Origin of the sequence: Micromonospora maris AB-18-032 (assembly GCF_000204155.1) — a bacterium.
In the GTDB taxonomy this organism is placed as follows: domain Bacteria; phylum Actinomycetota; class Actinomycetes; order Mycobacteriales; family Micromonosporaceae; genus Micromonospora; species Micromonospora gifhornensis.
The window spans coordinates 4,947,951-4,966,401 of the sequence record NC_015434.1 but is presented as its reverse complement, the minus strand read 5'-3'; the positions used below and the strand labels follow the sequence as shown (position 1 = coordinate 4,966,401).

The window sequence follows — 18,451 nt, the reverse complement described above, 5'->3', positions numbered from 1 at the left end:
GAAGGGCCCCTTCTTAGAACTCCTAACTTTGGGTGCGTTGGAGTTGTCGCCAGCAGATGAGGGCGCAGGCGAGGCTGAGGAAGGCTTCGTGGATGTCGTCGCGGATTTCCCAGCGGATGCGCAGGCGGCGGAACCAGTGCAGCCAGGCGATGGTGCGTTCCACGACCCATCGCGTGGTGCCGAGGCCGGAGCCGTGGGGTGTGCCGCGTCGGGCGATGACCGGGGTGACGCCTCGGCCGCGGACCTGTTGGCGGTGGCTGTCGTAGTCGTAGCCCCGGTCGGCATACAACCGGTCGGGGCGCCGCCGGGGTGGTCCCGGACATCCGCCGATCGCAGGGATGGCGTCGAGCAACACGGTGGTCTGGGTGGAGTCGTGCCTGTTACCGCCGGTCAGCGTGACGGCGAGAGGGATTCCGCCGGCGTCGGTGATGACGTGGTGTTTCGAGCCCGGACGGCGGCAGTCGACCGGGCTCGGACCGGTTTTGGGCCGCCTTTGAGCGCCCGGATGTGGGACCCGTCGATCACCGCCCTCGACATGTCCAACTGTCCGGCGCCCCGCAGACGGGCCAGCAGTATCTCGTGCAGCCGTTGCCACACCCCAGCGTTGTTCCAGTCCCGCAGCCTGCGCCAGCAGGTCATCCCGGACCCGAAGCCCAACTCCTGGGGCAGGTACTCCCACGGGATCGCGGTGTAGAGCACGAACAGGATCCCGCACAACACCTTGCGGTCATCCAGGGGCTTACGACCGGGATATCGGCGCCGACGGGGCGAGCGGGGTGGCAACAACGGCGCGATCTCGGCCCACAACTCGTCCGACACGATCCACGGCGGCTGCTCACCCCTCCTCACATCCAGACAGAACGATCCTCACGTCCCGAGGACGCGCCCAACATCATTTAGTTAGGAGTTCTTAACATGCACCGACCGGCACCTCGCCCTCTTGAGTGGCGAGGCCGCGGGATCACGCTCGATGTGGGATCGAGTCGCCTTGCCGTGCTGCGAGACCACTCGATCCCACATCGAGCGTGACCATGAAGTGCGGGTGATCCTCTCGCACGACGTGGCGCGTGGCGGAGGCTTACTTGAGGGGGAGGGTGGCGCGGGTTCGGCGTTCGGCGCGCCACCAGCGGGTGAGCAGTACTGCGCTGGCGATGAAGCCCAGGGCGGCGGGGGCGGCGGCGTACCAGTTGATCCCGCCGGGGGAGGTGACGGCGGCACCGAGGGCCGCGTAGCCGAACGCGGTCGGCGCGGAGGCGATGACGCTGCCGGTGAGGAAGGGCAGCAGTCGCGCGCCGGTGGTGCCGTAGCCGTAGCTGACCAGGCCGAACCCGGAGATGGGCAGCAGCCGTACGGTCATCACCCCGAAGACGCTCTGCCGGGTGAACCAGCGGTCCAACCGGGCCAGCCGGCCGCGTACCCGCTCGGCGACGAAGTCCCGACCGAGCAGCCGGCCGACGGCGAAACCGACCGCCGCCGCGAGCAGCGCGGCACCCAACGCGTACAGGGCGCCGGGCAGCATTCCGAAGATCGCGCCGGCGGCGAGCGTGATGAAGGTACGCGGCACCAGCGCGACCAGCAGCAGCGCACCGCCGAGGACCGCCGCGACCGGGGCGAACCCGCCCAGCCGGTCGGCCAGGTGCGGCAGCGTCGCCGGGTCGGGCAGCGGCGTGAGCAGCAGCATCACCCCGAATCCGGCGAGCAGGAACAGCAGCATGCCGAACCGCAGCGCCGACGACGTCGCGACGACGCGCCACACCCGTCGTCCCGCGCGGGCCGAAGCGTTGCCGCCAGAAGCGCCGCCGCCAGAAGCGCCGCCGGACGGAGGGCCGGCGGGGTTTGGTGACCGGCGGCCGAGCAGCCGCCGGACGGCCGGGATCATGGCCGGGCGGCAGCTGCCACCGCGGTTCGACGCTCGGCGCGCAGCCGGTCGGCCCAGGTGTCGTCCAGCGGCGGCAACTGCTGAGCGCCGGTGGCCCAGCGCAGCAGCAGGTCGGCCAGGGCCGGGTTACGGGCCAGCGCGGGCCCGTGGGAGTACGTGCCGAGCAGCTTGCCCCGCCAGGCTCCCTCGGTGGCGCCGTCGTTGCCGACTCCGGCGGTGACCCGGGCCAGCGGGGACACCCCGGGGCCGAGCTGGGTGCGACCGCCGTGGTTCTCGAAGCCGGTCAGCGGCGGCAGGCCCAGCCGGGCGTCGATGTCCCCGGCCAGCTCGCCGACCGCCCGGCTGGCGCCCCGGTCCGAGCTGAGGTCGAGCAGTTCCAGGCCGCGGTACTGGGTGCCCTTGGCGAAGAACGAGGTGCCGAGCAGTTGGTAGCCGGCGCAGACCCCGAACACCACCGAGCCCTGGGCCACGGCCCGGTGCAGGCCGCCGTCGGCGAGCAGTCGCTGTGCGCCGAGCGCCTGCGGCCCGTCCTCGCCGCCACCGATGAGGTAGATGTCGGCGGTGGTCGGCAGCGGCTGGTCGGAGCGGACCTCCAGCACCTCGACCGGGAACCCGCGTTGGCGTGCCCGCCGGGCCAGGATCAGCGCGTTGCCGCGATCGCCGTAGGTGGACAGCAGGTCGGGGTAGATCCAGACGATGCGCAGGGTCTCAGTTGACACGGTCCAACTCCGCTCGAATGTCCTGGAACGCGGTGTAGTTCGCGATGACCTCCAGCCGCCCCGGCGGTACCGCCCGCACGGCGTCGTCGAACGTGCGTACGTGCTGGAACGGCACGTCGTTGACGTCGAGGCGGACCGCCAGGTCGTACGCCCGGTCGCCGGTGATCAGCACCTGGCGTCCGCGCAGCGGGGCGAAGTCGACGTCGAACAACCATGAGGTGTCCAACCCGTCGGGATCCCGCGCGTTGATGGACAGCAGTGTCGGCGCCAGCTCGGCCATGTCGAACGCCTCCAGCCAACTGGCCGGGTTCTTGGCCAGCAGCAGGCGGACCGTACGCCCGTCCCGGACGACCTGGGCGTAGCGTCCGGCGACCGAGGTGACATCGGCCAGGCGCGGAACGGCGTCGAACGGGCGTACGCCGAACTCGGCGGCGACGGCCAGCGCGGTGGCCGCGTTGCCGACGTTGACCTTGCCCGGAAGCTGGAGCTTGACCTTGTACCAGGCGCCGGTCGGGTCGAGGACGCCCTGGTCGTCGACGGTCCACTGCGGCTGCGGCCGGCGCAGCGGGCAGCCGGTGCACCACCACTGCTCACCCGAGCGCTGGATGGTGGACCCGCACTCGGGGCAGACCCAGGAGTCGTCGTGCCAGCGCTGCCCGGCGGAGAACCAGGTGACGTGCGGCGGCGTGATCCGCTGATCGTGGGTGGCCGGCGGGGTGGCCGCCCAGACCACCATCGGGTCGTCGGCGTTGGCGACGATGCGGATGTCGGGGTGCCGGACCAGCGCCGCGCGCCAGAGCTGCGCCATCATGGCGACCTCCTTGGCCCGGTCCAGCTGGTCGCGGGAGAGGTTGAGCAGCGCCACCACGTGCGGCTCGGTCGCCTCGATCACCTGCGCGAGGTAGTGCTCGTCGACCTCCAGCACGGCGTACGGGGTGCTGCCCGCCTTCGCCAGCGCCGAGGTGTGGCCGGTGGGCATGTTGGCGCCGAACGAGTTGGTGGCGACCCGACCGAGCACGCCGACGGCCGCGGCGGCCAGTCGGGTGGTGGTTGTCTTGCCGTTGGTGCCGGAGATCAGCGCGATGGCCCGACCGGCGGAGAGGTGGGCCAACAGGTCCGGGTCGATCTTCAAGCCGATCCAGCCGCCGATCACCGAACCGTCGCCACGGCCCGCGGCCCGCGACAGCGCCGCGGCGGTCCGTGACACGGAACTGGCCACCTTTGCCCGAAGGGGCATCTTTGCGTCCGTCACGCGAGCGAGGTTACCGGACCATGGCAGGGCTCAGATTGCCGATCCGTTCGGGTGGGCTTTGTCGGCGATGTGGTCGGTGGCGGCTGGCCGGCCGGAGTCGATCTATGTCGGATAGCGGACCGGGCCGCGGAGGCCGCTGCGCCCTCCACTCCGCCCCACCCCGACTGACGTGCGCTTTTGTGGTCCAACGTGGCGCGCCACGCGGTCCAATCTGGTTGCGGGTGGAGGGAAGTGGAGTAGAGTGGGGCGCATTGGTGAGGCCGGGAGGGCCCACCGGCCCGGGGGGTCAGCGGCGCGCGAACGCCGCTAGAAGGGCGAGGGGGTTGGGCCGTGTTTCTCGGCACCCACACTCCGCGCCTGGACGACAAGGGCCGGTTGATCCTTCCGGCGAAGTTCCGGGATGAGCTGGCGGGGGGTGTCGTGATCACCAAAGGGCAGGAGCGCTGCCTCTACGTCTTCCCGACGCCTGAGTTCCAGCGCATCGCGGATCAGTTGCGTGCGCAGCCGATGACACACAAGGCGGCCCGGGCCTACAGCCGTGTCTTCTTCGCCAGCGCACACGACGAAGTGCCCGACAAGCAGGGCCGGGTGACCATCCCGGCACACCTGCGCAGCTACGCGGGGCTCGACCGGGACCTGGTGGTCATCGGCGCGAGCACCCGGGTGGAGATCTGGGACAAGGTCGCCTGGGAGACCTACCTCGCCGAGAGCGAAGACGACTTCGCCGACATCGAGGAAGGGGTGCTGCCCGGCGGTCTGTAGGGCGTGACGACGCCCGACGTACTGCGAGATCTCCAGCCGCTTTCGAGTTCCTGGCATCCCTTCCCCGGTGCCAGGCGCACGATCCGACACGGAGGGCTGTGGCCCGACGGGCGGGCGGGGAGCGGATGGGGATCTGGCGGTACGACGGCACGGCGTCGTCCGACGAGCAGGACGCAGAAGAAAACAAGGTCAAGCCAGTGGGGGTCGACATGGGGGAGCTACGCGGCACGCATGTGCCGGTGCTGCTTGAGCGGTGTCTCGAGCTGCTGGCCCCCGCACTGGGCCGCGGCGGGCGCACCGTGCACGTCGACGCGACACTGGGTCTGGCCGGCCATGCCGAGGCGGTCCTGCAGGCGCATCCGGAGACGATCCTGGTGGGCCTGGACCGGGACACCGAGGCGCTTGAGCACGCTCGGGTGCGGCTGGCCCGCTTCGCCGACCGGGTCCACCTGGAGCACGCCGTCTACGACGAGCTGCCGGAGGTGCTCGACCGGCTGGGCTATCCGACCGTCGACGGGATCCTGTTCGACCTCGGCGTCTCCTCGCTGCAACTCGACGCGCCCGACCGCGGGTTCGCGTACGCGCAGGACGCGCCGCTGGACATGCGGATGGACCAGACCCGGGGGGTGACCGCCGAAGAGGTGGTCAACACGTACACCCATCCGGAGCTGGCCCGGGTGCTGCGGGTGTACGGCGAGGAGAAGTTCGCCGGCCGGATCGCCTCGGCGATCATCCGGGAACGGGAACGCGTCCGGATCACCTCGTCGGCGCGGCTGGCCGAGCTGGTCCGGGAGTCGATTCCGGCACCAGCCCGACGAACGGGTGGACACCCGGCAAAGAGAACGTTTCAGGCTTTGAGGATCGAGGTAAACAGGGAACTGGCAGTGCTGGAGACGGCGCTGCCGGCCGCCCTGGACCGACTCTCCGTCGGCGGTCGCCTGGTGGTCCTGTCCTACCACTCGCTGGAGGACCGGCTCACCAAACAGGCGCTCGCCGACCGGGTCCGCAGCACCGGCCCGATCGACCTCCCGGTCGAACTACCCGGGTCGGAGCCGACGTTCCGGCTGCTCAGCCGGGGTGCGGAGCTGCCCGGGGAGGCGGAGGTCGCCGCCAACCCGCGAGCCGCCTCAGTGCGGCTGCGGGCGGCGGAACGGATCGACCCGCAGGCCCGGCAGCAGGGGCGTACCGACCGCGAACGGTACCGCCGCCGGGTCAAGGCGATGCACCAACCGGGGACGGGATCGGCCGTCGGATCCGAATCGGGTCCGCGGCCGGGGGAGACGACGGACGAAGAGGGGGAGGGAACATGAGCGTCGACAAGCGCCGGAACGTCACCGGCGCCGGGCAGCGCGCACCGCGGTCGGGGGGCCGGATCGCGGCGGAGCGGGTTCGGGGGACCGGGGACACCACCCGGCGTACGGAGCGGATGAGCCCGCTGGAGCAGACTCGCGCCCGGGGGGCGCGCGAGTTCCGCACCGAGGGCAGCGCCGCGTTGCGGCCGGTCGAGCGGGCCGGTGTCAGCGAGCCGCAGCGGGAGGCGGCACCGCGACTGCGGGTCGCTCCGCCGCCGCCGGTGCGGGTGCCTCGGGCGCCGTTCGCGGCACTGGTCGTGATGCTTGTCGTCGGCGGGGTGCTGGGCATCCTGGCGGTCAACACGAAGATCAACGAGAACGCCTTCCGGTTGCTGGAGTTGCAGGAGCAGCAGGCCAAGCTCGACGTGGAGCAGCAGCAGCTGACCAAGCAGATCGCCGACGCCGAGGCGCCGGGCAACCTGGCCGCCCAGGCCCGCAAGCTGGGGCTGGTCGAGTCGGGGGAGCCGGCTCTGATCCGGCTGCCCGACGGCAAGCTGATCGGCGTGCCGCAGCCGGCCGGTGGGCAGGCGTCGATCACGAGCACCCAGGGCGCGGAGGGGTAGACCGTGCCATCGAGGTCGGAGGAACCGCGCCGGGACGCCACAGGCTCCCGGCGCGGTTCGTCGCGTGGTGCATCGGATCGGGGGGTACCGCCGCGCGCCACCGGGGAGCGCGGTGGCGAACCGGGCATCGGTGGCATCTCCGACGCCCGGGCGTACACCCCGCGGGGCCGCACCATCCGGGAAGGCGGCGGCACCCCGGCGGCCGGGCGGACCGAGCAGCGGCGTACCCCGCGGAGCAGTCGGTCGCAGGATCCGTTCCGGCCGGCCCTGCAGGTGCTCGACGGTGGTCGGGCGGCGGCGACCCGCGCCGGTGGCCGGCCGGGCGGTCCGACCCGTCGGGACGGCGGCACCGGCCGGACCCCGGTGGTGCGTACCGTCACGGCCCGCACCCCGGGTGGCGAGGCAGTCGAGCCGCCACGTCGGCGGGTCGGTGGCCGGGACCCGCGCCGCGAGGAGCGGGCGGCCCCGCGCCGCCCGGCCCGCAAGCCGCCCCGCCCGCCGAGGCTCGCCGATCCGGTGCGCCGGCTACGGCTGGGCACCGCGTTGGTGATGGCCATGTTCGTCGCGATCGGCATCCGGCTCGTCGTGCTCCAGGCGGTGGACACGCCCGCGTACGCCGACGGCGGGGTGGCCGACCGGCTGCGGACCGTGCAGCTACCCGCGCCGCGTGGGGCGATCTACGACCGGGACGGCGCGGCCCTGGCGCACAGCGTCGAGGCCCGCTACGTCTACGCCGACCCCACCCGGGTCGAGGACATCGAGTCCACCGCCCGGACGCTCTCCCCGCTGCTCGGCATCCCCGCCTCGGAACTGGCTGAGAAGATGCGACCCCGCAAGCGGTACGGCGTCGACTCGCGGTTCGAGTACCTGGCCCGGGGGGTGGACATCGACCGGGCCCGCGAGATCATGAAGCTTGAACTGTCCGGCATCTACACCCAACGCGACGAGCGACGCGAGGTGCCCGGCGGTGACCTGGCCGCCAACCTGATCGGCTTCACCAGCATCGACATGGCCGGGCTGGAAGGGCTGGAGGCGCGCTACGACGACCTGCTGCACGGCGAGGACGGCGAACGGACCTTCGAGATCGGCCTCGGTGCGCCCATCCCCGGCGGCTACAGCCGCACCACCCCGGCCAAGCCGGGCAGTTCGATGGTGCTGACCATCGACCGGGACCTGCAGTTCATGTGCCAGCGGATCCTCAGCGAGCAGGCCAAGGCGGCGCAGGCCAGCACCGCCGCGGCGGTGGTGATCGACGTGCGTACCGGGGAGGTGCTGGCGCAGGCCAGCGAGCCGACCTACAACGCGGCGCGGCCGCAGCACAGCGACCCGACCGACCGGGAGGACGCGGCCACCAGCTTCGTGGTCGATCCGGGCTCGGTGCACAAGGCGATCACCTTCGGGGCGGCGCTCCAGGAGGGGGTGATCACCCCCGACACGTCGTTCCCGGTGTCCAACGCCATCCGCAAGGGCGACACCTGGTTCCCGGACACGCACTTCGCCAACGGTCGCCGGATGAGCGTGGCCGGAATGATGGCCTACTCCTCAAACGTCGGCACCATCCAGATCGCCGACAAGCTCGGCCCGGAACGCCTGATCGACTACCAGCGCCGCTTCGGCCTGGGCAAGCCGACCGGTGTCGGCATGCCGGGGGAGGCCAGCGGCCGGCTGCTGCCGTTGTCCGAGTGGAGCGACTCGTCGCACGGGTCGGTGCCGATCGGGCACAGCGTGGACGCCACCCCGTTGCAGATGGCCGCCGCGTACGCCGCCATCGCCAACGACGGCACGTACGTCCAGCCGCACCTGGTCAAGGAGACGATCGACCCGCAGGGCAACCGGACCCCGGCCGAGCCGCCGGCGACCCGGCCGGTGCTCAGCCCCGACAACGCCAAGGCGCTGCGGACCATCATGGAGGCGGTCACCACCGTGGAGAACGCCACCGGGCTGGCCGCCGCCGTCCCCGGCTATCGGGTGGCCGGCAAGACCGGCACCGGCTGGCGGCTGGTCGACGGCAAGAAGCAGCCCGGCGACGTGGCCTCGTTCATCGGGATGGCACCGGCGGAGAACCCGCGCTACGTGATCGCGGTCTTCGTGCACAGCCCGAGCGGTGGTGGCGGAAAGGTCGCAGCTCCGGCATTCCGGGACATGATGACCTTCACCCTGCGGCACTTCAAGGTGCCGCCGTCGAGCGAGGCGCCGCCGAAGTTCACCGTCTTCCCGTAGGCCGGAGTGCGCCAGGGTCGACCCGCCGGCACACCCGGCCGGCGGGTCGACCCTGCCTTCGGTTCGCCGGTCACTCACGACCTGCGGTTCGACTCCCTGTGGCGGAGATTCAGGCGCGCCGTGCGGCCATCAGCGGGCGACCGGGTAGGGTCTGACGCCGTGCGCGGCAATCCTCGTCCCCGTACCGTGACCGGAATCCGGCTCGGTGACCTAGCCGCCCGGCTCGCCGTGGCGCCCCCCACCACCGTCGATGCGACGGTGACCGGGGTGACCCACGCCAGCGGTGAGGTCCACCCCGGCGACCTGTACGCGGCCCTGCCCGGTGCCCGGCGGCACGGCGCGGAGTTCGTCGCCGACGCGGCGGCGGCCGGCGCGGTCGCCGTGCTCACCGATGCGGCCGGTGCCGAACTGGCCGCCGGGTACGGACTGCCGACCCTGGTGGTGGCCGACCCGCGTGCGGTGCTCGGCACGCTCGCCTCGGCCGTCTACGGCGACCCGACCGAGAAGTTGACGGTGATCGGGGTGACCGGCACGGCCGGCAAGACCTCCACCGCGTACCTCGTCGAGTCGGGGTTGCGGGCCGCCGGTCACACCACCGGCCTGATCGGCACCGTGGAGACCCGCCTCGGCGATCTGGTGCTGGACAGCGTACGGACCACGCCGGAGGCCACCGACCTGCACGCGATGCTCGCTGCCGCGCTCGAACGCGGCGTCACCGCGGTGGTCATGGAGGTGTCCAGCCACGCCCTGGCGATGGGGCGGGTCGGCGGGGTGCGCTTCGACGTGGGTGGCTGGACCAACTTCGGCTCCGACCACCTCGACTTCCACGCCGACGCCGACGACTACTTCGCGGCCAAGGCCCGACTGTTCGACGGCCGCTGCGCCCACGAGGTGCTCAACCATGACGACCCGGCGCTGAAGGCCCTGTTCAAGCCCGCCACGATCAGCTACTCGGCCGCCGGTGACCCCTCCGCCACCTGGTGGGCGGAGGACGTCAACGGCGAGGGGTACGCCCAGCGGTTCACCCTGCACGGCCCGGACGGGCTGGTCCTCGACGCCGGGGTGGCGCTGCCCGGACGGCACAACGTGGCGAACGCCCTGCTGGCCGTCGCCGTGCTGGTCGCCGCCGGGGTGGATGCGGCCACCGCGGCGCGGGGGGTGGCCGCCTGCGGCGGCGTACCGGGGCGGCTGGAGTCGGTGGGCGTGGCCGGCGGGGTACGCGGCGTCGTCGACTACGCGCACAAGACCGACGCGGTGGTGGCCGTCCTGGCCGCCCTGCGGGAACTGAGCAGCGGCCGGCTGATCTGCGTGATCGGCGCGGGCGGTGACCGGGACCGGGGCAAGCGGCCGGCGATGGGCGCGGCCGCCGCAAAGGGAGCCGACGTGGTGCTGGTGACCGACGACAACCCGCGCACCGAGGACCCGGCGACGATCCGCGCCGAGGTGCTCGCCGGGGCGTACGACGCCGGGACGCGGACCCGGATCGTCGAGGTGGCCGGGCGGCGCGCGGCCATCGACGAGGCGGTCCGCCAGGCCGAACCTGGCGATGTGGTGGCGGTGCTCGGCAAGGGCCACGAACGTGGTCAGGAGATCGCCGGTGAGGTGTTTCCGTTCGACGACGTGACCGAACTGGCCGACGCGCTGCGGGCCCGCTTCGGCAGCCTGGGAGGCCAGCGATGATCGCACTGAGTCTGGCCGAGATCGCGTCGGCCGTCGACGGACGGCTGGTGGCCGCCGACCCGACCGCACAGGTCACCGGCAGCGTGGAGTTCGACTCCCGCAAGGTCACCTCCGGCGGGCTCTTCGTCGCCTTCGACGGGGAGAAGGTGGACGGGCACGACTACGCCGCCGCAGCGGTGCAGGCCGGCGCGGCGGCGGTGCTGGGTACCCGTGAGGTGCCCGGGGTGCCGATGGTCGTCGTCGCCGACGCGTTGACCGCGATGGCCCGGCTGGCGCGTGCCGTGGTGGACCGGCTGCCGCAGCTGACCGTGATCGGGCTGACCGGTTCGTCCGGCAAGACCACCACCAAGGACCTGATCGCCCAGCTGACCGCGCGGCTGGGGGAGACGGTGGCGCCGCCCGGGTCGTTCAACAACGAGCTGGGTCACCCGTACACGGCGTTGCAGGCGGTGCCCTCGACGCGTTACCTGGTGCTGGAGAAGGGTGCCCGGGGCATCGGGCACGTGCGGTACCTGTGCGAGGTGGCGCCGCCGCGCATCTCCGTGGTGCTCAACGTCGGGGTCTCGCACATCGGCGAGTTCGGCTCGCAGGAGAACATCGCGCTGGCCAAGGGTGAACTCGTCGAGGCGCTGCCGGCGGACGGCCTGGCGGTGCTCAACGCCGACGATCCGCTTGTCGACGCGATGGCCGGCCGTACGACCGCCCGGGTCGTCCGCTACGGCGAGGCGGCGCACGCCGACGTGCGGGCGGTGGACGTGACGCTGGACGAGCGGGGGCGGCCCGCGTACACCCTGGTGACGCCGGAGGGCAGCGCGACGGTGCGGCTCGCGCTGACCGGGCGGCATCAGGTCTGGAACACTCTCGCCGCCGCGGCGGTGGCGCGGGAACTCGGCATGCCGTTGGTCGAGATCGCGGTCGCGCTGGGCGAGCTCGGGCTGGTCTCGACCCGCCGGATGGACGTCTTCGAGCGCACCGACGGCGTGACGGTGATCGACGACTCGTACAACGCCAACCCGGCGTCGATGTCGGTGGCGTTGCGGGCGCTGGCCGGCGTCGGAGCGGGACGGCGCACCTTCGCGGTGCTCGGATACATGGCCGAGTTGGGCGAGTTCGAGGCGCAGGGACATACCGAGGTGGGCCGGCTCGCGGCCGAATTGGGCGTCGACCGGCTGCTCGTGGTTGGCGAGGCGGCGGCGCCGATCCACCACGGGGCGACATCGGTAGGTGACTGGGGAGGAGAATCGGTGCTGCTCACCGATCAGGCGGCGGCCGTTCAGGTGCTGCGCAGCGAGCTACGACCGGGGGACGTGGTCCTGGTGAAGGGGTCCCGGTACCGGACCTGGGAGGTGGCCGACGCGCTGCGTGCCGACGCCGTCGCCACCGGCCCGGCTGATCCGGCGGCCGGAGGTGGCGCCGCGTGAGGGCCGTCATCGTGGCCATCGGGGTGGCCTTCCTGGTCTCGCTGTTCTGCACCCCGATCGCGATCCGGGTCTTCACCCGGCTGAAGGCGGGCCAGCCCATCCGGGCCGAGGGCCCGCAGATGCACCAGGGCAAGAAGGGCACGCCGACGATGGGCGGCGTGGTGTTCATCCTCGCCACCGTGATCGCGTACGTCGCCGGGCACCTGGCCCTGACCACCCTGCCGGACGCGCAGATCGCCCAGGTCGAGCCGACTATCACCGCGCTGGTGCTGCTGGGGCTGATGGTCTTCGCCGGTGCGGTCGGCTTCATCGACGACTTCCTCAAGGTGCGCAAGCGGCACAGCGGCGGTCTGAGCGCCCGGGGCAAGCTGCTCGGGCAGATCCTGGTCGGCGCGGTGTTCGGCGTGGTGGCGCTCTACTTCCCGTCCACGATGACCGACGCCACCGGCGCGCAGACCAACACCGAGACCGTCGGCAGCACCACGCTGAGCTTCATCCGGGACATTCCGGCGCTGGACGTCACCAAGATCGGCGCGGTGATCATCTTCATCTTCGTGGTGATGGCGGCGACCAACGGGGTGAACCTCACCGACGGCCTCGACGGCCTGGCCACCGGCGCGTCGGTGATGGTGCTCGGCGCGTACGCGGTGATCGCGTTCTGGCAGTACCGGCACTGGTGTGCCGACCCGGCGTACACCGCCAACCCGAACAACTACTGCTACACCGTCCGGGATCCGCTGGAGATCGCGTTGATCGCCGGAGCGGCGGCCGGCGCCTGTGTGGGCTTCCTCTGGTGGAACACCTCGCCCGCCCGGATCTTCATGGGCGACACCGGCGCACTCGGCCTGGGCGGTCTGATCGCCGGCATGGCGATGTCCACCCGCACCATCCTGCTGTTGCCGATCATCGGCGGCCTGTTCGTGATCATCACCATGTCGGTGGTCATCCAGATCATCTCCTTCAAGACCACCGGCAAGCGCGTCTTCCGAATGTCCCCCCTCCAGCACCACTTCGAACTGGCCGGCTGGAGCGAGGTCAACATCGTGGTCCGCTTCTGGATCATCGCCGGCATCGGCGTAGCCATCGCCCTGGGTCTCTTCTACAGCGACTTCCTGGCCAACATGGGCTGACCCCCTCACCCCCCGGGCTCCCCGGTTGATCAAGAAGTTTGCGTCTCCGGACAGCGGATTCCTGACGCAGACCTCTTGATCAACGCGGAGAACGAGGGGTGGGGTGGGAGGGGTGCGACACGCCGAGTGGGGGATACCGGGGGTGTCAGGTGGTGGCAGCGGCGATGATGGCGCTGTGGGGGAGGCGTGGGGAGACAGCGGCACGGCGGACGGCGGTCGGCGGCGGCGGGCCGGTGGTGCGGCTAAGGCGGACGCGGCGGTGGATGCTGGGCGGGTGGCTGAGGCCGACCGGACCGGGGACACGGTACGGGCGGCGGGATCGGCCACCAGCGGTGCCGGGCGTACGGCCGGGGCGGGTGCGCCGGGGCCGGTAACGCCGGGTGGGCCGTGGCGTGGGCTGGACGCGTTGGGCGGGCTGGCCGCGTTGCAGGGCCTGCTGGCCCGGCCGCTGGCCTCGTACCATCTGCTTCTTGCCAGCGCGGGGCTGCTGCTCCTGATCGGCCTGACCATGGTCTTCTCGGCCACCAGCGTGCGCGACTACGCGGCGGGCGGCAACGCCTCGGCCTCGCTGGTCAAGCAGGCGATCTTCGCGGTGATCGGCATCGTGGCGTTCTGGGTCTGCCAGCGCCTGCCGGCCCGCACCTACCGGGCGTTGGGGCGGCCGGTGCTGGCCATCGCGGTGGGGCTGCTGTTGCTGCTGAACGCGTTGGTGGCCTACGGGCGGCTGACCGGCGCGCCGGCGAGGATCGGGCCGATGGAGGCCGAGCTGCTCGGGCTGTACGTCGGTGGTATCGGGGTGCAGCCCTCGGAGGTGGCGAAGTTCGCGCTGGTGCTGTGGGGGGCGTACGTGCTGGCCCGCAAGGGCGCGGCGCTGGGCTGGTGGCGGGAGTTGGCCACCCCGCTGTTCCCGGTGGTGGGCCTGATGTTCGTCCTGGTCGGCTACAACGACCTGGGCAGCATGCTCTGTCTGATGGCGCTGGTGATCGGCCTGCTCTGGGCGGCCGGGGTGCGGCTGCGGGTCTTCGCCACGCTCAGCGCGATCGGTCTGGCCGGCATCGGCCTGCTGGTGGCGGTGGCCTCCCTCGGCGCCGGTTCCGGGGTCCGGGGGGAGGACAACTACCGGCTGCAACGACTGACCATGTTCGTCAGCCCGCCGCCGCTGGAGCAGTGCCGGGAGGAACTCTGCTACCAGATGGTGCAGGCCCGGTACGCCATCGCCAACGGGGGCTGGTTCGGCACCGGCCTGGGCCAGGGGCGCAGCAAGTGGGACTGGCTGCCGGCGGCGGAGAACGACTTCATCTTCGCGGTGATCGCCGAGGAACTCGGCGTGGTCGGCTGTGCCGTGGTGGTCACCCTGTTCGCCGTGCTGGCCTACACCGGCCTGCGGATCGCCCGGCGGGTCGACGATCCGTTCCGACGGCTGGCGGCAGCGGGCGTCACCGCCTGGCTGATCGGGCAGGCCTTCATCAACATCGGCGGCGTGATCGGCCTGCTGCCATTGACCGGCGTACCGCTGCCGTTCATCTCGGTCGGTGGTAGCGCGCTGGTCGTCACCCTCGCGGCGGTCGGCATGCTGGCGTCCTTCGCCCGTGCGGAACCCGATGCGGCCCGGGCCCTGCATGCCCGCCCGCCCGCCCGATGGGTCCGACTAGTGTGGGCTCCGTTGCCGCCGCTTCCCGGCCGGCGTCGCCGTGCGGCGTCGCCGTCGGCTGCCCGAGGATCCGTGCCCCGGGCCCGTAAGCGGCGTGCGGACGACCAGGCCGCACCGCGTGGCGCCCGGGACGGCCGGGGTCGCAGTGGGTCGGTGGCGAGCGAGAGGAGACGTTGATGGGTCCGCTGCGTTCGGTGGTGCTCGCGGGCGGTGGCACCGGGGGACACATCTACCCGTTGCTCGCCTTCGCCGACTGCCTACGCCGACACGACCCCGGCGTCCGGATCACCTGTCTCGGCACACCCAAGGGCCTGGAGAATCAGCTGATCCCGCCCGCCGGCTACGACCTGCGCAACATCCCGGCGTACCAGCTTCCTCGGTCGATCAACATGAACCTGGTCCGTACCCCGGGCCGGATGTGGACCGCGGCCCGCGCCGCAGGCAAGATCATCGACGAGGTACGCGCCGACGTGGTGGTCGGCTTCGGCGGGTACGTCTCGGTGCCGGCGTACCTGGCCGCCTGGCGGCGGGAGCTGCCGATCGTGATCCACGAGGTGAACGTGCCGCCGGGGGTGGCCAACCGGCTCGGCATGAGGTTCACCAAGCATGTGGCGGTGGGCTTCCCGCACCAGCCCGCCCAGGCCGAGTCGTTGCGGGAGGCGCGGGTGGTCGGCGTGCCGCTGCGGCGCAACATCGCCGGGCTGGACCGGGTGGCCATGCGTGGCGCGGCCCGCGCCCACTTCGGGCTCCGCCCGGATCTGCCGGTGCTCTTCGTCGCGGGCGGCTCGCAGGGCGCCCGGTCGATCAACCTCGCGGTGGCCGGTGCGGCCAAGGAACTGGCCCGCAACGGCATCCAGGTGTTGCACGTGATGGGGGCCCGCAACGAGCCGGTGCCGATCCCCACCGACCTGCCGGTGCCGTACGTGACGCTGCCGTACCTGTCCGACATGGATGCCGGGTACGCCGCCGCCGACCTGATGCTCGGCCGGGGCGGCGCGATGACCTGCGCGGAGGTGGCGGCCATCGGCCTGCCCACCATCTACGTGCCGTACCCGCACAGCAACCAGGAGCAGAAGCGCAACGCGCTGCCGGTGGTCGAGGCCGGCGGCGGCCTGCTGGTCGACGACAGCGAGCTCACCCCGGACTGGCTGGAGCGTACGGTGATCCCGCTGATCCGCGACCCGCAGCGGCTGCACGCCATGGGCACCGCCGCCGCGGCCTACGGCCGACGCGACGGCGACGAGGCCCTGCTCAACTTCGTCTACGAGGCGGTCTCCCAGTGAGCGCGAGGAGTGAGCCGGGTCTGCGAGCCCCGCAGTCGCGAACGAAAGCCGGCTCAGTGAGCGCGAGGAGTGAGCCGGGTCTGCGAGCCCCGCAGTCGCGAACGAAAGAAGGTGCGGCCCAATGAGAACGTTCAGTCCGGCGGGTACGGTGACGGCGGAGGATCTGGGTCACATCCACTTGATCGGGGTGGGTGGGGTCGGCATGAGCGGCCTGGCCCGACTGTTCCTCACCCGGGGCCTGCCGGTCTCCGGCAGCGAACTGCGCGAGTGGCCGTCGCTGGCCGGGCTGCGGGCGCTCGGCGGGACCATCCACATGACGCACGAGCCGGCCAATCTCGACGGTGTCGACACGGTGGTCTACTCCTCGGCCATCCCGGCCGATCACCTGGAGATGGTCGAGGCGCGTCAGCGTGGCCTGCGGGTCCTGCACCGTTCGGAGGCCCTGGCCGCCGCGATGACCGGCCGGCGTACGGTGGCGGTCGCCGGCACGCACGGCAAGACGAGCACCACCTCAATGGTCACCATGGTGTTCCAGCAGGCGGGCGCCGATCCGTCCTTCGTGATCGGTGGCGAAATCTCCGAGGTGGGTTCGGGTGCGCATCACGGCACCGGCGAGTACTTCGTGGTCGAGGCGGACGAGAGCGACAGGTCCTTCCTCATCTACCGTCCGTTCGTCTCGATCGTCACGAACATCGAGGCGGATCACCTGAACACCTACGGCGACCTGGCCAACCTGGAGGCCACCTTCGCCGAGTTCGCCCGGCTCACCGACCCGGACGGCTTCATCATCACCTGCGCCGACGACGCGGGCGGGCAGCGGCTGGCCGCCACGCTGCGGGCCCAGGGGCGTCGGGTCTACACCTACGGCGAGTCCGCCGACGCCGACCTGCGGCTCAGTGAGATGGCCTCCTCTGCGCGGGGTGTGCGTTACCTGGCCCACATCGACGGCCGCTCGCTCGGTGAGTTCCGGATGCCGGTGCCCGGCCGGCACATGGCTCTCAACAGCGCCTCGGCGGTGCTGGCCGCGTACCTGCTGGAGTTGCCGCTGCAGGCGGCGGAGGCGGCGCTGGCCGCGTTCCCCGGGGTGCGTCGGCGGTTCGAGCGCAAGGGCGTCGCCGACGGTGTCCTCGTCTACGACGAGTACGCCTACCATCCGACCTCGATGACCCTGGCGCTGCAGACGCTGCGCGAGGTGGCCGGCGAGGGTCGGCTGCTTGTCGTCTTCCAGCCCTACCGGCTCTACCGGACCCGCGACCTGCAGTCGGAGATCGCCGAGGCGTTGGCGATCGCCGACGAACTGGTGCTGCTGGAGGTCTTCGGCCCGGGTGAGCAGCGTGGCCCGGGGGAGGGGTCGGCGGCGCTGATCGAGGCGGTGGCGTTGCCGGCGGAGCGGAAGGTCTTCGTCGACTCCTGGGACGCCGCGCCGGCGGAGGTGGCCCGTCGGGCCCGCTCCGGCGACGTCGTGGTGACCATGGGTGCTCCGCCGATCTCGCTGATGGGTGACGAGTTGCTGGCCGCGTTGACCGCGCGTACCGCCGATCCGCAGCAGGCGGCCGGCACGGTGGCCGGTGGTCTGGCCGGCGGGTCGACGAGCATCGGCGGGACCGTTCCCGACGCCGCCGCGCGCAACGGTGCGGCGCCCGTGGCGGAATGAGTCCCGGTCCGGCGCGCGGGCGCGGTACCGGCGTCGACGGCGGCGGAGGGTGGCGTCCGGCCCGTCAGTGGCAGTTGGTGCGTGCCGGCCGGGACGCGGTGCCCGCCTCCACCCGACGGTTCATGGCGCGGGCCCGGCGTCGCCGGATGCGGGCGGCGCTGCCGTGGGCGGTGGTCGGCGGAATGCTCGCCGTGGCTGCTCTGGTGGCGTGGGTGCTGCTGGGCACCGGTCTGTTCGGCGTACGCGAGGTGCGGGTGGAAGGCGCCGAGCTGGTGAGCGCGGTGCAGGTACGCAACGCCGCCGGGGTGCTCGACGGTGCTCCGCTGGCCCGGGTGGATCTGGCCGAGCTGGCCGACCGGATCGGCACCCTGCCGCCGGTGGAGCGGGTGACGGTGCACCGCGACTGGCCGGACGCGCTGGTCGTGCGGCTCACGGAACGTACTCCGGTGGCGGTGGTGCCACGTGGGGAGCAGTTCGTGGTGGTCGACGCCGCCGGGGTGGCGTTCCGCACGGTGTCGGAGCGCCCGGCGGGTCTTCCGATGATCCGGTTGGCCGAGCCGGGCCCGGACGATCCGGCGACGGACGCCGGTCTGGAGGTGCTCGGCGCGCTCACCCCCGAGTTGCGCGAGCAACTGGTCGAGATCACCGTCGAGGGTCTGGCCCGGATCAGTGTACGGCTGCGGGGCGATCTGACGGTTTTCTGGGGAGATGCGACCCGGGGTACGGACAAGGCTCGGGTCGCCACCGCCCTGCTCGATCAGGACGCCACCCGCATCGACGTCAGCGCGCCGGACGTGGTGACATTCCGGTGAGCCGTTGATCAGGTTGTGACGCTTGGCGCTCCCTCCGGCGACACGCCGGTAAGGTCCTTGGCTCATCGCTCGG

At 72.0% G+C, this 18,451-nt stretch carries 15 protein-coding genes; 11 read left to right on the top strand and 4 right to left on the bottom strand.

Translation table 11 applies throughout. The features are described 5' to 3' along the window. Positions 1–22 precede the first annotated feature (22 nt). From VAB18032_RS30905 to VAB18032_RS21825, 4 genes are all read right to left on the bottom strand, one after another. A protein-coding gene (locus VAB18032_RS30905) for an IS5 family transposase (RefSeq protein ID WP_162097628.1) occupies positions 23–822 on the bottom strand; the annotation gives its coding sequence in 2 pieces (ribosomal slippage) (positions 23–486 and positions 486–822; 801 coding nt in all). A 256-nt stretch (positions 823–1,078) separates the two neighbouring features. Continuing rightward, positions 1,079–1,714 carry a TVP38/TMEM64 family protein gene (locus VAB18032_RS21835; RefSeq protein WP_415878017.1) on the bottom strand — a complete coding sequence of 212 codons (636 nt, stop codon included), beginning with the start codon at positions 1,712–1,714 and terminating at the stop codon, positions 1,079–1,081. Positions 1,715–1,875: 161 nt separating this feature from the next. Next, positions 1,876–2,598, bottom strand: a complete 723-nt coding sequence (locus VAB18032_RS21830; protein WP_013735094.1) for a type 1 glutamine amidotransferase — start codon at positions 2,596–2,598, stop codon at positions 1,876–1,878. After that, on the bottom strand, positions 2,588–3,835 hold the full coding sequence (locus VAB18032_RS21825; protein ID WP_043721531.1) for a Mur ligase family protein: 1,248 nt from the start codon (positions 3,833–3,835) through the stop codon (positions 2,588–2,590). The genes VAB18032_RS21830 and VAB18032_RS21825 overlap by 11 nt, the downstream gene beginning before the upstream one ends. A gap of 345 nt (positions 3,836–4,180) precedes the next feature. Here VAB18032_RS21825 and mraZ point away from each other — a divergent pair, with 345 nt between their 5' ends. From mraZ to VAB18032_RS21770, 11 genes are all read left to right on the top strand, one after another. Then, positions 4,181–4,612: a division/cell wall cluster transcriptional repressor MraZ gene (gene mraZ / locus VAB18032_RS21820; protein WP_013735092.1), complete on the top strand. Its 432-nt coding sequence runs from the start codon at positions 4,181–4,183 to the stop codon at positions 4,610–4,612. 209 nt (positions 4,613–4,821) lie between these two features. Then, the gene (gene rsmH / locus VAB18032_RS21815) at positions 4,822–5,922 is read left to right on the top strand and encodes a 16S rRNA (cytosine(1402)-N(4))-methyltransferase RsmH (protein WP_043725325.1); all 1,101 of its coding nucleotides are present in this window, start codon (positions 4,822–4,824) and stop codon (positions 5,920–5,922) included. Then, on the top strand, positions 5,919–6,527 hold the full coding sequence (gene ftsL, locus VAB18032_RS21810) for a cell division protein FtsL (RefSeq protein ID WP_013735090.1): 609 nt from the start codon (positions 5,919–5,921) through the stop codon (positions 6,525–6,527). Before rsmH ends, ftsL begins: the two co-directional genes overlap by 4 nt. 3 nt (positions 6,528–6,530) lie before the next feature. Continuing rightward, the gene (locus VAB18032_RS21805) at positions 6,531–8,747 is read left to right on the top strand and encodes a peptidoglycan D,D-transpeptidase FtsI family protein (protein ID WP_013735089.1); all 2,217 of its coding nucleotides are present in this window, start codon (positions 6,531–6,533) and stop codon (positions 8,745–8,747) included. Between the two features lie 159 nt (positions 8,748–8,906). Beyond that, positions 8,907–10,427, top strand: coding sequence for a UDP-N-acetylmuramoyl-L-alanyl-D-glutamate--2,6-diaminopimelate ligase (locus tag VAB18032_RS21800; protein WP_043721526.1), 1,521 nt, complete (start codon positions 8,907–8,909; stop codon positions 10,425–10,427). Next, complete coding sequence (locus VAB18032_RS21795) at positions 10,424–11,848, top strand: UDP-N-acetylmuramoyl-tripeptide--D-alanyl-D-alanine ligase (protein WP_013735087.1); 1,425 nt, start codon at positions 10,424–10,426, stop codon at positions 11,846–11,848. The genes VAB18032_RS21800 and VAB18032_RS21795 overlap by 4 nt, the downstream gene beginning before the upstream one ends. Continuing rightward, on the top strand, positions 11,845–12,978 hold the full coding sequence (gene mraY / locus VAB18032_RS21790) for a phospho-N-acetylmuramoyl-pentapeptide-transferase (RefSeq protein ID WP_013735086.1): 1,134 nt from the start codon (positions 11,845–11,847) through the stop codon (positions 12,976–12,978). The genes VAB18032_RS21795 and mraY overlap by 4 nt, the downstream gene beginning before the upstream one ends. 415 nt (positions 12,979–13,393) lie before the next feature. Continuing rightward, positions 13,394–14,806, top strand: coding sequence for an FtsW/RodA/SpoVE family cell cycle protein (locus VAB18032_RS21785; RefSeq protein WP_043725322.1), 1,413 nt, complete (start codon positions 13,394–13,396; stop codon positions 14,804–14,806). Beyond that, the gene (gene murG, locus VAB18032_RS21780; RefSeq protein ID WP_013735084.1) at positions 14,806–15,912 is read left to right on the top strand and encodes an undecaprenyldiphospho-muramoylpentapeptide beta-N-acetylglucosaminyltransferase; all 1,107 of its coding nucleotides are present in this window, start codon (positions 14,806–14,808) and stop codon (positions 15,910–15,912) included. Before VAB18032_RS21785 ends, murG begins: the two co-directional genes overlap by 1 nt. A 121-nt stretch (positions 15,913–16,033) precedes the next feature. Beyond that, a complete protein-coding gene (gene murC, locus VAB18032_RS21775; RefSeq protein WP_013735083.1) occupies positions 16,034–17,566 on the top strand; it encodes a UDP-N-acetylmuramate--L-alanine ligase in 1,533 nt (510 codons plus the stop codon). Next, entirely contained in the window at positions 17,563–18,378 is an 816-nt protein-coding gene (locus tag VAB18032_RS21770) for a cell division protein FtsQ/DivIB (protein WP_013735082.1), read from the top strand. Before murC ends, VAB18032_RS21770 begins: the two co-directional genes overlap by 4 nt. Positions 18,379–18,451 lie beyond the last annotated feature (73 nt).